Below are 13852 nucleotides of genomic sequence, written 5' to 3' on the forward strand. Positions count from 1 at the left end.
CGGTGAAGGCGAGTGTTTATTTGGGACTTTGTGGCCAATCCGGTGATGGAGTCCATCCTGGACTGGTTTTACAGCCAGATGGTGGGCTTCCTGGGCGCCTTCTTCGCCCAGATGGGAAACATGGGGGTGGAGCTGTTTGACCTCTCCTGGGTGCGGTCAGTGGTGCGCTTCTTCTCCCAACTGGGCTGGGCCCTCTTTGCCGTCAGCGTGGTGGTATCTGCCTTTGAGTGCGGCATTGAGTACGCATCTGGCCGGGGCAATCTCCAGCAGCCCGCCCTCAACGCCCTCAAGGGCTTCTTTGCCGTCAGCCTGTTCACCACTGTGCCCGTTCGGCTGTACGCCCTCTCCGTCTCCCTCCAGGGTACCTTCGCCATGGAAATCACAGGGGCGGGAAAGAGCATCGGGGAGCTGGGCAATGAAATCCTCACAGGCCTTGAGGGGGCTGGCCTGACGGATATCGCGGCCCAGGCCAAATGGGGCCTGGGTACCAACCCCATCATGCTCCTCTTCGCCATGATCTTCATGGCCTATGCGGTAATCAAGGTGTTCTTCTCAAACTTGAAACGGGGCGGCATCCTGCTCATCCAGATTGCCGTGGGCTCCCTGTACATGTTCTCCATCCCCCGGGGCTATACGGACGGCTTCACCCAGTGGTGCAAGCAGGTCATTGGCCTGTGTCTCAGCGCCTTCCTCCAGGCCACCATTCTGGTGGCGGGGCTTATGGTGTTCAGCGACAAAGCCCTCCTGGGGCTTGGCCTCATGCTGGCCGCCGGAGAGGTGCCCCGCATCGCCGGGGCCTTCGGCCTGGACACCACCACCAGAGCCAATATCATGAGCGCCGTCTACACCGCCCAGGCTGCCGTCAATACCACCCGCACCATTGTCCAGGCGGTAAAATGACCCTTACCCTCGGAAGCTTGTTTGACGGCATCGGCGGCTTTCCGCTGGCCGCCATACGGCAGGGGATCACCCCACTGTGGGCCAGCGAGATTGAGCCCTTCCCCATTCAAGTCACGAAACATCATTTCCCGGAGACGCTCCATATGGGGGATATCACCAGGCTGGACGGGGCGAAGCTGCCGCCGGTGGACATTATCTGCGGCGGCTCACCCTGTCAGGACTTATCCGTGGCATCCTGTACCCGCGCCGGACTGGCCGGCGCACGGTCCGGGCTGTTCCTGGAGCAGATCCGGGTGACAAAGGAGATGCGGGATGCGGATATACGACGAGGGCGGACAGGCAAGTCTGTTCGCCCCAGATGGTTCTGCTGGGAGAATGTCCCCGGCGTGTTCAGCAGCGGCTTCCCTAAAGGGGAGGACTTCCGGTTCGTCCTGGAACAGATCGCCGGAATTGCAGACAATTCCATACCTTTCACTCGACCTCACCCCTGGGGCTGGCAACCTGCTGGGAAATTACGAGTGGGAGCTGCATTCTCCCTGGCGTGGAAGGTCTTCGACGCTCAATACTGGCCCGGCACCCCCCAGCGGAGACGCAGGGTGTTCCTTGTCGCTGATTTTGCAGGACAATCCGCCCCGAAAATACTATTTGACCAGGAGAGCCTGCCTGGGCATTCTGCGCAGGGCGAAGGAGCGGGGCAAGCCTCTCCCGCCCCAGCTCCATGCGGCCCTCCTGGTGCAGGCGGGGCTGGCCGCCTGGGATGAGTGCGGCCTGGCGGATACCCGGGATATTACAGCCGGGTTTTCCGCCGGGGCGGGGGCCAGCGCGGGCAGTATTGGATACTCGGAGCGTGCGGCGCCCACCCTGAAGGCCGGCCAGAGCGGCAACCGCATGCCCTCCGTGCTCTGCCTCAACGACCAGGGCGGCAGCGTCATGGACTGCACTGAAGATAAGACCGGAACCCTGCGGGCACAACAGCACGGGCATCAGCCCCTGGTTTTTGAGAACCACGGCATTGACAGCCGATACACTGGGCCGCATCCGATCGTGCCCACACTATCCGCCAGGGCTGGTACCGGAGGCAACAACCTGCCTCTGGCCCTCCAGCCGGAGCCGACTATGTGTATCTGCGGCAATGCCATTGACCGGCAGCCCCGCAATGGCGGCAACGGCATTGGCATCCAAAATGATGTGGCCTATACCCTGACCAGTGCGGACCGGCACGCCATTTTTCGCCGCCAGCGGGTGGACAAATTCAGAGAGGACGATACCGCCTCCACCCAGAGTGCCCGTCAGGGGAAGGATGCCACCGATCTGATCTGCCAGCCAAGCCGTGATACACTGGCGGTTTTCCTGATCCGGCGTCTCACTCCACTGGAGTGTGAGCGGCTTCAGGGGTTCCCGGATGGGTGGACAGACCTGCCCGGCGCCTCGGACTCCGCCCGGTACAAGGCCTTGGGTAATAGTGTCCCAGTGCCATGCGTGGAGTATATCATGGCGGGCATCGCCCGGGCGGCGGAGGGGGGCTGACATTGTTGCTTATGCTTGCTTTCCGGCACAATCTTTGTTGCTGTTGGTGATGGCTATTTACCGCCGGGATCGATATACTTGCGTTACCAAACAGAAGGGGGGCCAATCCATGGAAGAAAATGTGAAGAACCTCTGTGCACCCATCCCCGCCGGGCTTCACGCCCGGGTGCGGGAGGAGCAGGAGGTATCCGGAAAAACACTGGGCCAGTATATGGCCTGGTTGATCCAAACATTTTACGACAATCAGAAGGAGGAAACTACGATGAGCGGAGACAAGAGAACGGTGGCATTCCAGGTGCCCGGCGAGCTGTTCGAGCGATTTAAGGACTACCTGCAGGAGAAGGGCATCAAGCAGAACGCCTTCTTCCTGGACTGCATCCACAGGGCCCTGGCGGAGGCCCAGGAGGAATGTAAGGCTGCAGGGGATACCGCCAACGAGGGGCACGTGGAGCAGGAGGGCCGCCTCCCGGAGGAAGCCGTTGCAGAGACCGAGGGGGAAACAGATGGATGTGACGAGGATACGGAAGAAAGCAGTACAGAAGGATAAACTGCAGGAAGGGATCCGGCCGGACAGGCTGGGTCCCTTCCTGTTTTGGAGGTGTTTTCGTGTTCATCTACCCAGACAACCTGAAGGCCAAGGCCACCCTGTGGCTGTGGCAGCTGCGGGACGTGGCCATTATCGGGGTGGCCTTTCTGCTCTCTGTATTGGCGCTGGCCCAGACGGGGACCATGCTGCCCCTGGTGGGTACCGTGCTGTACGCCTTCCTCGCCATCCAGGTGGAGGGCTCCAGCGTCCTGGACTTCCTGCGGCGGGCGGCCTGCTTCCTGTTCCTGCAGCAGCAATACTATGAATGGGGGCAGAACAATGAATAGAAAGGAACAGCAGTTCCTGCGTCAGCGGCAGACTACCCGGCAGCTCATGGGTGTCACCCGCCTGACGGAGCACGGCGCGGTGTGCGGCAGGGACGAACTGCTCTTCTACCTGCTCCGGCCGGACAACCTGTCCATCCTGTCCCCGAAGGGTATCCGGGGCCGGGTGCGGGCCCTCACCGGGCTTCTCCAGGGGATGGCATCCCTGGAGCTGCTGGCCCTGGACTCCAGGGAGTCATTTCTGAAAAACAAGCAGTATTACCAGAGAAGGCTGGAGGAGGAACCGTCTCCCGCCCTGCGGGAGCTGCTCCGGCAGGATATGGAGCACTTGGACGCACGCCAGTCCTCCACCGCCGCCTCCCGGGAGTTCGTCCTGGTCTGCCGGTTGGACAGCAAGGCCGCAGAGGATCGGGAGCTGCCCCGGCGATTGGAGAAGCAGATCCAGGATCACGGCTTTCACGTTTGCCTGGCCGGGGAACAGGACGTGAAGCGCATCCTGGCGGTGTATTACCAGCAGAACGTGGTCACCGAGCACTTTGACCAGGTGGACGGGGAGAGGTGGGTGACAGAGCATGGCTAAAGCACAGAAGAAGCGGAAAAAACCGGTGGAAAAACCAGCGCAGCTCTTCCAGCCCAAGGACTTTCTGGACCTGATTGCCCCAGCAGCCGTGAAGTTTAACACGGACTCCTATGTGCTGGGCGGGCTGTACCGCTGCGTCCTGGCCCTCCGGGGCTACCCCGCCGCCACCGAGGAGCTGGCCCTGCTCTCCCACATCTGTAACCGGGCCGGCGTCACCCTCCATCTCTATGCCCGCCAGGTGACAGCGGCGGCGGAGGAGGCCATCTACCATAAGGCCGTCAATAAGAACCGGCTGGATCGGAGCAATCAGGATAACCTGAAGCGGAGCGTCACGGCGGAGGCCAACCTACAGGACGTGGCCGTCATCATTGCCGGCGCCCGGAAGAACCGGGAGCCCCTCATACACTGCGCCGTGTTCCTGGAGCTGGCCGCCCAAACCCCCGAGGAGCTGCGGCTGCTGCGGGACGAGGTGGGCGCCGAGCTCACCCGGGCCAAGCTCAGTGCAGATCCCCTGCTGCTCCGCCAGCGGGAGGGCTTCCTCTCCGCCAACCCGGCGGGGCGGAACGCCCTGGGCGCCCAGTTTGAGCGGGTGCTGCCCGCCAGCTCCACCGCCAACCTGTACCCCATCAACTACTCCGGCCGCAGCGATCCTCACGGGTTTTACATCGGCAATGACCACTATGGTGCGGACATCCTGCTGGATCTGGACCGCCGCACACCGGACAAGACCAATTCCAGCGTGCTCATCCTGGGCAACTCCGGCGAGGGCAAGAGCTACCTGCTCAAGCTGCTCATCTGCAACCTGCTGGAGAGCGGCAAGACGGTGATTTGCCTGGACCCGGAGCAGGAGCTGGCCTGGCTCTGCGGCAGGCTGGGCGGCTGTTACGCGGACCTCATGGGCGGGCAGTTCCGTATCAACTTTTTGGAGGCCAAGCGGTGGGATATTGGCGACGACAGGGATGAAGATCCAACTGTGCCCAATGCCTTCCGCCAGCAATCCCCCCTATCCCAGCACATCTCCTTCCTCAAGGACTTTTTCCGGGCCTACAAGCCCTTCACCCACCAACAGGTGGATACCTTGGAGCTGATGCTGGAGCGGCTGTACCGGAAATGGGGCATTTCAGACAAGACAAACTTCTCGGCCATGGGGCCGGAGGACTGGCCTATTGCGGAGGATCTGTACGCCGTCCTGGAGGACGCCTATGAACACTATGACCGGGAGGACAGCCCTCTGTATCCCAGGGAGCTGCTGCGGGAACTCTTGCTGGGGCTCCACTCCATGTGCCGGGGGGCGGAGAGCGTCTACTTCAACGGCCGCACGAACATCACCAGCGCAAGGTTCCTGGTGTTTGGCGTCAAGGATCTGATTCATGCCAACTCCTCGGTCAAGGACGCCCTGCTGTTCAACCTGCTGTCCTACCTCAGCGACCAGCTCCTTACCAAAGGCAACACCGTGGCCGCCCTGGACGAGCTCTACCTCTGGCTGTCCAACCTGACCACCATTGAGTACATCCGTAACTGCCTCAAGCGGGTGCGCAAGCGCAATTCCGCCCTGATCCTGGCGTCGCAAAACCTGGAGGATTTCGATATCCAGGGCGTGCGGGAGCTGACCCGCCCCCTGTTTGCCATCCCCACCCACCAGTTTCTCTTCCATGGCGGCAAGGTGGACAAGAAGTTCTACATGGACAACCTGCAACTGGAAAGTGCCGAGTACGACCTGATCAGTTCCCCCAATAACGGTGTCTGCCTGTTCAAATCCGGTGCGGACCGCAACCTGCTGGACGTCCACGCCCCGCCCCACAAGCATGCACTGATCACAGGAGGCGGAGGATAATGGCCGCTCCAGCCCTGGTGCTCAAGGCTGCTGCATCTATTCTCGCCAATGAAAAGAGCCGGAAGGCCGTGGGGTGGGTGCTGATAGCCGTACTCTCTCCCATCATTCTCCTTCTGGCCTTCTTCTGCACCACCTTCTCAGGTGGGGCGGAACACAACCGCACTGTGGCGGATCTGTGCTTTCACGGCGGGGCCGTCCCGGAGGGCACCCCGGAGGAGTATCAGGCATACATCCAGGAGATGCGGGACAGCTTTGTCCTGCTGGATGCCGCCATGCAGACCGTAGAGGGGCAGATGGAGGACGGGGACGGCCTGGATGATGTCCGAGTCAAGGCGGTGTTCTTCGCTCTGTACTTCGGCGCGGATGACCCGGCGGCCCACGCCGGGCAGGCCTTTGTGGATTGCTTTGTCACCTATGAGGAGCGCACCCGCACGGTGACCACTGTGGATGAGGAGGGGAATGAGGTGGAGACCCAGGAGACCTATACCGTGGCCGTCTCAATCTCAGATTTCCAGCAGGTCTGGCAAAACATCCGGCATCTTACCGGAGCGGAAGCCACACCGGAACAGCAGGCCAACGCGGACAGCGTTTACAATGTCGTGAAGTACGGTGCATCTACTGGAACGGAGGGCTGGATCCCCGGCACCGACGTGCCCTTCATCGGGGCGGACGGCTTCTGCTCCCCCATTGGGGCGGGCTGGGAGAGCCGGGTCACCTCGGAGTTTGGCTACCGGAGGGACCCCTTCACCGGGGAGACCCGGGGTCATACCGGCATGGATTTGGCGGTACCCACCGGCACCCCCGTCCGGGCCGCCCTGCCCGGCACCGTCACCGCCGCCCAGTACCACAGCAGCTACGGCTACTATGTGATGATCGACCATGGTAACGGCCTGTCCACTCTCTACGCCCACAACTCTCAACTGCTGGTGCGGGTGGGCCAAACGGTGGAGGCCGGCGACATCGTATCTCTGTCCGGCAGCACCGGCCGATCCACCGGCCCCCACCTCCACTTCGAGGTGCGGGTCAGCGGACAGAGAACAAACCCCAGATACTACCTGCCAACCACATCATACGAGGAGTGAGAGAATATGAACTCAATCCAGAATACGGCTTGCCTTATTGCCGCCTATGAAACGGCGGCGGGGCTGCCGGACAACGAACGGATCACCCGGACAGATGGTACATGGAGGCCGGGGGTGACGGAGCAGCAGGCGGCGTCACTTTACCGGCAGGCACAGGCCCTGCTGGCTCCGGAGACCAAGCTGCTCTCCACAAGCCGCGAGTCACTGATCGACCAGATGCGGGACGCTTTGCTGTCCAGGGAGCTGTCCGTGGGAGACACGGTGCTCTTTGCCGCCACAGAACCCTATGGCGGTCCTGGAGACTTTGCCCTCCGTGGCGGCGTCATCCAGTCCATTGACCCGGAACGCAAAACCTGCTCCGTACAGGGACGTTTTTTCCCGATGGACGACGTCCCTCTCCACTATGTGCTGGGGAGCTATGACCGCAGCGTTTCAGAGGAACACTACGGCTTCCCACACATCCGCCCTCTGCTGGGGGAACACCCTGAGCTGGCGGAGCGGTATCTGCGTGAAGCAGAGGCCCGGTGGAACACCCTATGCGGGCAGCCTGCAGTTTCATCCGAGGTTCCGAAAAACACAATGCAGGCGATGGGAGGCATGAGCTGACTATGGAAAAAACAGAACTGACGGTGAGCATGGAACCGGAGCGGCTGGACGCGCTCCGGTATTTTCTGGCCGCTAAGAACAAGCGCACACCCCAGAAGGAGCTCCAGCGGGCGCTGGAGGAGCTGTACGAGGCCTATGTACCGGCGGAGACCCGGGCCTACCTGGACGCCCGGTGCCGGCCGGACCGGGACAGGCGTCGGCGGCCGGCGGCATCCAAGGCTACACAGATGCAGAAGGAGGAAGCGACAGATGGAGACCATTGAACTGAGCGGCCGCACTGGACAGGAGGTCTATGAGGAGCTGAAGCACCGGTTGGAGGGCATGGGCTATCTGCCGGACGAGTATTTTCTGCTGGACGCCGACTGGGAGGACAGAAGGGTGATCCCCAGGAATGCGGATCTCTTCTGCACTACGGACTACGGGGACAGCGAGGGGATTTACCTGGATGTGTACCTGAAGTGGTACGGGGAGGACGGCAAGCCTGTGATCAAAAGCTTCGCCACGGGCAAGACCCTGGGCGAGAGCGGCTCCGACATGGACCGGATGTTCCTCATCTCCTCCGCCATTACCAAGGCGTTTCACGGTGAGCAAGGTGCCTATGCCAGATACCGGCAGATGGAAGACAGCACGAAAGCGGAGGGCGTGGTGCTCCATCTCAGTCCGAAGGAGCAACGGGTACTCATGGATGCGCTGCTGGAACAGCGGATGCGGCAGGAGGCACAGATGACGAATACGGAGCAGCTCCTGCGCCGTATGACCGGCAGCATCACCGCCTATATGGACGAGGTGGGCGCCCGCCCCCTGCGCATGAGCACGGCGGACCGGGCGGTGCTGGCCATCCGGGATGGGGAGCTCTATGCGTTTTCCTCCCTGGCAGTTCAGATCACGAAGCCGGAAGAGCGGGGCAGCCTGCTGGCCGCAGCGGCAGGCAGGCCAGGCCCAGTGGGCAAACGGATGGCCAGACTGATGCTTGGGACAAAGTCACCCTACCCGGAGGACGTCTGGTTGGATGCCTGCAAACGGGCGGTGGACACCGGGGATCTCCAGCGGGTGCAGATGATGCTGGATCAGACAATGGACAAGGTGGCCAATCCGTCCCCCGCCCTGCCCGGTGAGGTGCTCCGGTACGCCTTCGGGCAGAACCGCGCCATGGCCAGAGAGCTTATCCGCTGGGCCACGCCGGAGCAGGTTGCCGCCGCACCCTCCAGGCTGCTGTGCGGCGCCGCCTATGCCCATGATCTGCCCATGCTCACGGAGCTGCTCCAAAAGGGCCTCCAGCCGGGTGACCAGGCCGCCCCCCTGCTGCGCCCTCTGCTCGCTGCATACGACGAGCAGAGGGTAGCACATCTGCTAAGGGACAGCCTGCGGGTGCAGCCGGAGGACTATGAGGCGATGAACGTGTGTCTGCGGGCGCAGGCGCAGGCGGCGGCGGAAGCCCTGCTGGAGCGGGGTATGAAGCTGGACGGCTACCTGGCGTGGGCGGCAAAACAGGACGTCCTTCTGGACACGCAGGCCCAGGAGATCCTGGACTGCCTGGCGGAACAGCAGGCCCAGGTAAACAGCGTGCCGGAGCAGAATGGGCCTGTACTGGGAGGGATGAGCCTGTGAGTGTTCCCGTACTGACCCACCGCAGGGATCTGCGGCAGGGGGATTTGGTGTTCCCGGAGGAGATCCTGCGTATCGGCCACACGCTGGATTTCCAGCTCGACTGTGTCAGCAAAGAAGTTCAGCAGGAGGTGTTTGGCCCGGAGCTGGATACCAGTTCACTGTGTGACTGGCTGAACCTCCATACTGCCTATGATTTTGCGCTTCAGGATGTGGCGGACCACATAGAAATAACCCTCTGCCGGAATTTTGGAAAGAAGGCGCATCCGTTCCTGTATCCGCTTAACAGGGCGGAGCGAGACGTCCTGCGCGGGGAGATGGAGGCATGCTGTCAGCGGCGCACCGACCGTTCTCTGGCGCAGCAGTACAGTCATCTGCTGACAACGGAGGAAGCCGAGCCGCCGGAGCTCACGGTCGGGACACACCGGCTGCCCATGGGGGAGGTTGGCTTCGCGGAGGATCTGTCCGAGTGCGGTGGGCTGCTCCAGTTCTATATGCCGGTGACCTTTGACCCGGACGCGGTCTTTGGCACCCACGTAGCGACCGCGGAAAACGACGACTGGCTCAACGTGTACGCCGCCTATGACCTGAACGCCAGCCGGCCGTGCTCCGCACTAGACGTCATCCTGGTGTGCGGAGACGGCAATGAGTTCGCCTTCCGGTATCCGCTGGCCAAGCAGGAGCAGGCCGCGCTGCTGGAGAAGATGGACGCCTACTGCCTGGAACAGACCGGCATGGCGCTGGCAGATTTCCGGGCCCGGTATCTGGTGGAGGAACCGCAGCCCCGCCAGGCCCCCAGCCTGGCCCAGCTGTGAGCACGCCGTCGGCCCCGTGTGCGCCCTGTGTGCCGGTTTCAGGCAGAGGGCGGGCCAGGGCCCCGCCCAGACGGGAAACCGCCCCGTTGGGGCCAGTTTCGCCCCGGTTTGGGGCGTTCGATTTTAGTACGAGGATAAAGGGAGGTGGTCGCAAGCGCCCGCCTCCCGCCCACAAAGCCCCGCAGTGCGGGGCTTTCCCGGATTTTAGGCCAGGTGGTCGGAATGGGAGGTTCCGGCCGTTTGGGGTGGTCGGGTTCAGATAAACACTTACTGCGCCAGCGGGTTCCGCTGTGTCGCAGGCAAAAGCGGAGGTGAAGAACATGGAGGAACACGACAACAAAAAGCGCACCGCTGTCTGGCTGACGCCCGGTGTGATCCGCCGGATGGACGGCTGGCTGGAGGAAGACAACTGCAAAACGCGCAGTGAATTTATTGAAAAGGCCCTGCGGTTCTACATGGGCTACCTGGCCACGGAGGATACCTCAGAGTACCTCTCCCGCGCCCTGGTGGACACCCTGCGGGGTACATTGGCAGACAACGAAAACCGGCTGTGCACTTTGCTGTTCAAGCTGTGCGTGGAGGTGAACATGATGAGCCACACCGTTGCCGCCCACTTCCGCGCTGATCCGGTGAACCGCCGGGAGCTGCGGGCCTATGCGGTGGACGAGGTGCTGCGTACCAACGGGAAGATCAGCTTTGACGACGCGCTGGATCTCCAGCGACAGGTCTACCCTGACGGATGAGCCGCGTCCGCTTCATGTCCCCCTACCTGAAGGGCGGCAGGGACGCGGCCAAGCTGTCCAACCGGGCCCGCTACATCGCCACCCGCCCCGGCGTGGAAGTGCTCAGGGGTGAACAACAAGACCAGTCCGCTACGAGCAAACAGCAGGCTTATATCCAGAGCCTGCTCCGGGACTTCCCCGGCGCGAAGGAATTGCTGGAGTATGAAGACTACTGCAACGCGCCCACCCAAGCAAACGCCAACACTTTCATTCGCCAAGTGCAGGAGGACTTCGCGGAGCCCATGAGCCGGCTGGAGAACTACCTGGACTACGTGTCCCACCGTCCCGGCGTGCAGATGGACGGTGAGCACGGCCTGTGGTGCGCCGGGGGTAAGGTGCGCAATCTCTCCCAGGCCGTCCGGGAGGTGGCGGAGCACACCGGCAGCGTGTGGACGCCGGTGGTGGCCATCCGCCGGGAGGACGCGGAGCGGCTGGGCTACAACGACGCGGAGAGCTGGCGGCAGCTGGTGTGCGCCTGTGCGCCTGAGATTGCCAGAGGATATAAAATCCCGCTGGAGCACCTGCACTGGTACGCCGCCTTCCACCGCAAGGAGGACAGCGTCCACATCCACATGGTGGTGTTCTCCTCCGATCCCAAGGAGGGCTACCTCACCAGGCAGGGTATCCAGCAGGTGAAGTCCGCATTCGGCCGGCGGATCTTCCAACAGGATCTGCTCCACGTCTACGAACAGAAAACCGAATACCGGGACACCCTAAGCCGGGACGCGGAGCGCACCATGGCAGAGCTGATTGCACAGATGGAGACCGGACAGCTCCAAAATGAAAACCTGGAACGGCTGGTGCTGGAGCTGACCCAGCGGTTGCAGAGCACCAAGGGCAAAAAAGTCTACGGATATCTGCCACCCAAGACCAAAGCATTGGTGGACGCCATCGTGGATGAGCTGGCAAAGGACGAGTGTGTGGCGGCCGCCTATGACCTGTGGAACCAGATGCGGGAAGAGGTGTGCCGCACCTACTCCGAGCAGATGCCGGAGCGCCTGCCGCTTTCCAAACAGAAGGAGTTCAAGGCCGTGCGCAACATGGTCATCCGGGAGGCGCTCCAGCTGGGGCGGGGGGAGCATCCCACAGCAGATGAGATGGTACACATGCCCACACCGTCGGGCACACCGCCTGCACAATCGGGCCTGCCGCATGGGGCACATCACCCACAACAGGAGGCCGCGCACCACCAGCGTACACAGACACATCGGACGGTATCCCACGCGGATACCGCCCGATGTGTCCTCCAGTTGTTCCACAACATGGGCCGCATCTTCCGGGAGCAGTCCGCCTCCGATGCCATCCAGACTGGCCTGCACATCGACCGGAAGCGGCGCCGGATGCTCCGGGAGAAGCGTATGGCCCTGGGACACAAGGCCGATGACCATGAGGAAATCCCCCAGCATTCTCAAAGATAAGATGGGGGACTGCCATTGAACTGGTAGTCCTCCGTGGTTTCTTCCGCTACTTCGGTTCCAAAAAACCGATGACCATATCTACCGCCTCTGAGGAGATGTCCTCCGGAGCACGTTCTACAAAGGATGCGTGGCGGCTGTTCAGATCCAGCATCCGGGCCTGATCACACAGGATGACCCCGTCTGTCCTGGTGCGCTCATCCAGCCGGAGGTGGAACGGGTGGCCCCGGTCTGTATGGGTGATGGGGCACACCATGGTCAGGCTGCTGACCCGGTTGAACAGATTGTTGCTGATCACCAGGGCAGGGCGGCGGTCCTTCTGCTCATGGCCGGCTTGGGGATCAAAGTCCAGATAGACGATGTCCCCCTGTTCAAAAATCGTCACCATGCCTCAGAACCCTCCGCCTTCCTCCAATCCAGCTCTTCGGCCTCAATTCGGTCGATCTGGTCAATGGGCTTTCCGTAGAATGCGGTGAGGCGTTCCTCCAGGGTGCGGTGCGGGATGGAAGAGGCACGCCGGATGTTGATACCATCATCCATCTGCACCAGTTCCACCCGGTCGTGTTCTTTCAGACCAACTGCGTCCAGGAGGGCCTTGGGGATCCGCAGGCCCTGGCTGTTGCCCCATTTTTGGATCGTCGCGTACATGAACGACACCTGCCTTTCAAAGATAGTATATACAGAGTATAAACAAAAGTCAACCGTTTGATTCGAGGTGAGCCAGCATGGGAACCTATATCCATTTTACCGATGAACAGAAGGAGCGGGCCAACTCCGTTGATCTGGAGGAATTCCTGCGGCAGCGGGGGGAGAAGCTGCTCCGCGCCGGGCGGGAGTCCCGGCTGGCTAGGGTGCACCATATCACCGTCCGGGGCAACGAATGGTACGACCATATTGCCCGGCAGGGCGGCCATGCGGTCAGCTTTGTCCAGCACTACTACGGCATGAGCTATCAGGAGGCCATGGAGCTCCTGTTGGGGAATGAATTGGGCGCGACATATCCCGCCGCAGAGCCAAAGCGGGAGGAGCCGCCTAAGCCCTTCGCCCTGCCTCCGCCCAACGCCGATATGCGCCGTGTGTACGCTTACCTGATGAAACAGCGCCGCGTTAGCCGGGAGGTGGTCACCCACTTCGCCCGGTCCGGCCTGCTGTACGAGGATGCTCAATACCACAACTGTGTCTTTGTGGGCACGGATGAGCAGGGCGTTCCCCGCCACGCTCACAAGCGGAGCACCAACAGCCAGGGCAAGTCCTTTAAGGTAAACGTGGAGGGCAGCAAGCCCCAGTACAGCTTCCACCACGTGGGGCAGGACGGCCTGCTCTATGTGTTCGAGGCCCCGATTGATCTGCTGAGCTTCCTCACGCTGTATCCGGACAGATGGCAGGAGCACAGCTATGTAGCCCTGTGCGGCACTGGCGGCCAGGCCGTGTGCTGGATGCTGGAGCAGCATCCCAGCCTCCAATCCGTTGTGCTCTGTCTGGATCACGACGAGCCTGGGCAGACGGCGGCCAGGCGCCTCCAGGAAGAGTTACAGGGAGCAGGATACCACAGCGGTATCCTGCTCCCTGTGCATAAGGACTGGAACGACGACCTGGTGCAAGGGCAGAGCATGGCCGGCCTTGCAATGACCATGGGGCAGAGTATGTAGGCCGCAGAGGCGCACCGCCCGCCAGGGGGGGCCCTGCCGCTGGACCGGGGGCCGGTTCATCCTGGACCACCAAGAAGGTCACATTTGAAGTAAATCTAAGTACAGAGGACAGACTAAAATGGTACCTATAGAAAGGACAGTACTCTGACAAAAAAGCACGAAAGACAGACCAGAGATTGACAGTGGT

The 13852-nt window shown here is 61.9% G+C and carries 15 protein-coding genes and 1 pseudogene; 14 read left to right on the forward strand and 2 right to left on the reverse strand.

Annotated elements, in window-relative coordinates; all coding sequences use genetic code 11:
* Positions 1 to 12: 12 nt before the first annotated feature.
* From I2C21_RS16060 to mobP3, 13 genes and pseudogenes are all read left to right on the forward strand, one after another.
* A complete protein-coding gene (locus tag I2C21_RS16060; protein WP_024725202.1) occupies positions 13 to 900 on the forward strand; it encodes a conjugal transfer protein TrbL family protein in 888 nt (295 codons plus the stop codon).
* Positions 897 to 2427 (forward strand): annotated as a pseudogene (locus tag I2C21_RS17695) (DNA cytosine methyltransferase). Before I2C21_RS16060 ends, I2C21_RS17695 begins: the two are co-directional and overlap by 4 nt.
* A gap of 109 nt (positions 2428 to 2536) precedes the next feature.
* On the forward strand, positions 2537 to 2974 hold the full coding sequence (locus tag I2C21_RS16075) for a hypothetical protein (protein WP_009261398.1): 438 nt from the start codon (positions 2537 to 2539) through the stop codon (positions 2972 to 2974).
* A gap of 59 nt (positions 2975 to 3033) precedes the next feature.
* Positions 3034 to 3300 carry a hypothetical protein gene (locus tag I2C21_RS16080; RefSeq protein WP_009261397.1) on the forward strand — a complete coding sequence of 89 codons (267 nt, stop codon included), beginning with the start codon at positions 3034 to 3036 and terminating at the stop codon, positions 3298 to 3300.
* Positions 3293 to 3877, forward strand: coding sequence for a hypothetical protein (locus I2C21_RS16085; protein ID WP_044943729.1), 585 nt, complete (start codon positions 3293 to 3295; stop codon positions 3875 to 3877). The genes I2C21_RS16080 and I2C21_RS16085 overlap by 8 nt, the downstream gene beginning before the upstream one ends.
* On the forward strand, positions 3870 to 5711 hold the full coding sequence (locus I2C21_RS16090) for a VirB4 family type IV secretion system protein (RefSeq protein ID WP_195279740.1): 1842 nt from the start codon (positions 3870 to 3872) through the stop codon (positions 5709 to 5711). Before I2C21_RS16085 ends, I2C21_RS16090 begins: the two co-directional genes overlap by 8 nt.
* Positions 5711 to 6793, forward strand: a complete 1083-nt coding sequence (locus tag I2C21_RS16095; protein WP_009261524.1) for a M23 family metallopeptidase — start codon at positions 5711 to 5713, stop codon at positions 6791 to 6793. Before I2C21_RS16090 ends, I2C21_RS16095 begins: the two co-directional genes overlap by 1 nt.
* Before the next feature lie 6 nt (positions 6794 to 6799).
* A complete protein-coding gene (locus I2C21_RS16100) occupies positions 6800 to 7399 on the forward strand; it encodes a hypothetical protein (protein ID WP_009261614.1) in 600 nt (199 codons plus the stop codon).
* A gap of 2 nt (positions 7400 to 7401) precedes the next feature.
* Positions 7402 to 7662 carry a DUF6103 family protein gene (locus tag I2C21_RS16105; protein WP_024725199.1) on the forward strand — a complete coding sequence of 87 codons (261 nt, stop codon included), beginning with the start codon at positions 7402 to 7404 and terminating at the stop codon, positions 7660 to 7662.
* Positions 7649 to 9007, forward strand: coding sequence for a hypothetical protein (locus I2C21_RS16110; protein ID WP_009261522.1), 1359 nt, complete (start codon positions 7649 to 7651; stop codon positions 9005 to 9007). The genes I2C21_RS16105 and I2C21_RS16110 overlap by 14 nt, the downstream gene beginning before the upstream one ends.
* Complete coding sequence (locus I2C21_RS16115; protein WP_195279741.1) at positions 9004 to 9819, forward strand: hypothetical protein; 816 nt, start codon at positions 9004 to 9006, stop codon at positions 9817 to 9819. The genes I2C21_RS16110 and I2C21_RS16115 overlap by 4 nt, the downstream gene beginning before the upstream one ends.
* A 320-nt stretch (positions 9820 to 10139) precedes the next feature.
* Positions 10140 to 10562, forward strand: coding sequence for a hypothetical protein (locus tag I2C21_RS16120; protein WP_195279742.1), 423 nt, complete (start codon positions 10140 to 10142; stop codon positions 10560 to 10562).
* Entirely contained in the window at positions 10559 to 12019 is a 1461-nt protein-coding gene (gene mobP3 / locus I2C21_RS16125) for a MobP3 family relaxase (protein WP_009261519.1), read from the forward strand. Before I2C21_RS16120 ends, mobP3 begins: the two co-directional genes overlap by 4 nt.
* Positions 12020 to 12065: 46 nt before the next feature.
* Here the strand turns inward: mobP3 and I2C21_RS16130 are convergent, their stop codons facing one another.
* A complete protein-coding gene (locus tag I2C21_RS16130; RefSeq protein WP_009261518.1) occupies positions 12066 to 12404 on the reverse strand; it encodes a type II toxin-antitoxin system PemK/MazF family toxin in 339 nt (112 codons plus the stop codon).
* Positions 12398 to 12664 (reverse strand): AbrB/MazE/SpoVT family DNA-binding domain-containing protein, encoded by a 267-nt coding sequence (locus I2C21_RS16135; protein WP_009261517.1) that lies wholly within the window; start codon positions 12662 to 12664, stop codon positions 12398 to 12400. The genes I2C21_RS16130 and I2C21_RS16135 overlap by 7 nt, the downstream gene beginning before the upstream one ends.
* A 77-nt stretch (positions 12665 to 12741) precedes the next feature.
* Here I2C21_RS16135 and I2C21_RS16140 point away from each other — a divergent pair, with 77 nt between their 5' ends.
* Entirely contained in the window at positions 12742 to 13665 is a 924-nt protein-coding gene (locus tag I2C21_RS16140) for a DUF3991 and toprim domain-containing protein (RefSeq protein WP_195279743.1), read from the forward strand.
* Positions 13666 to 13852: the final 187 nt, after the last annotated feature.

Source organism: Clostridium sp. J1101437_171009_A5 (genome assembly GCF_015547905.1).
Lineage (GTDB): Bacteria > Bacillota > Clostridia > Oscillospirales > Oscillospiraceae > Pseudoflavonifractor_A > Pseudoflavonifractor_A gallinarum.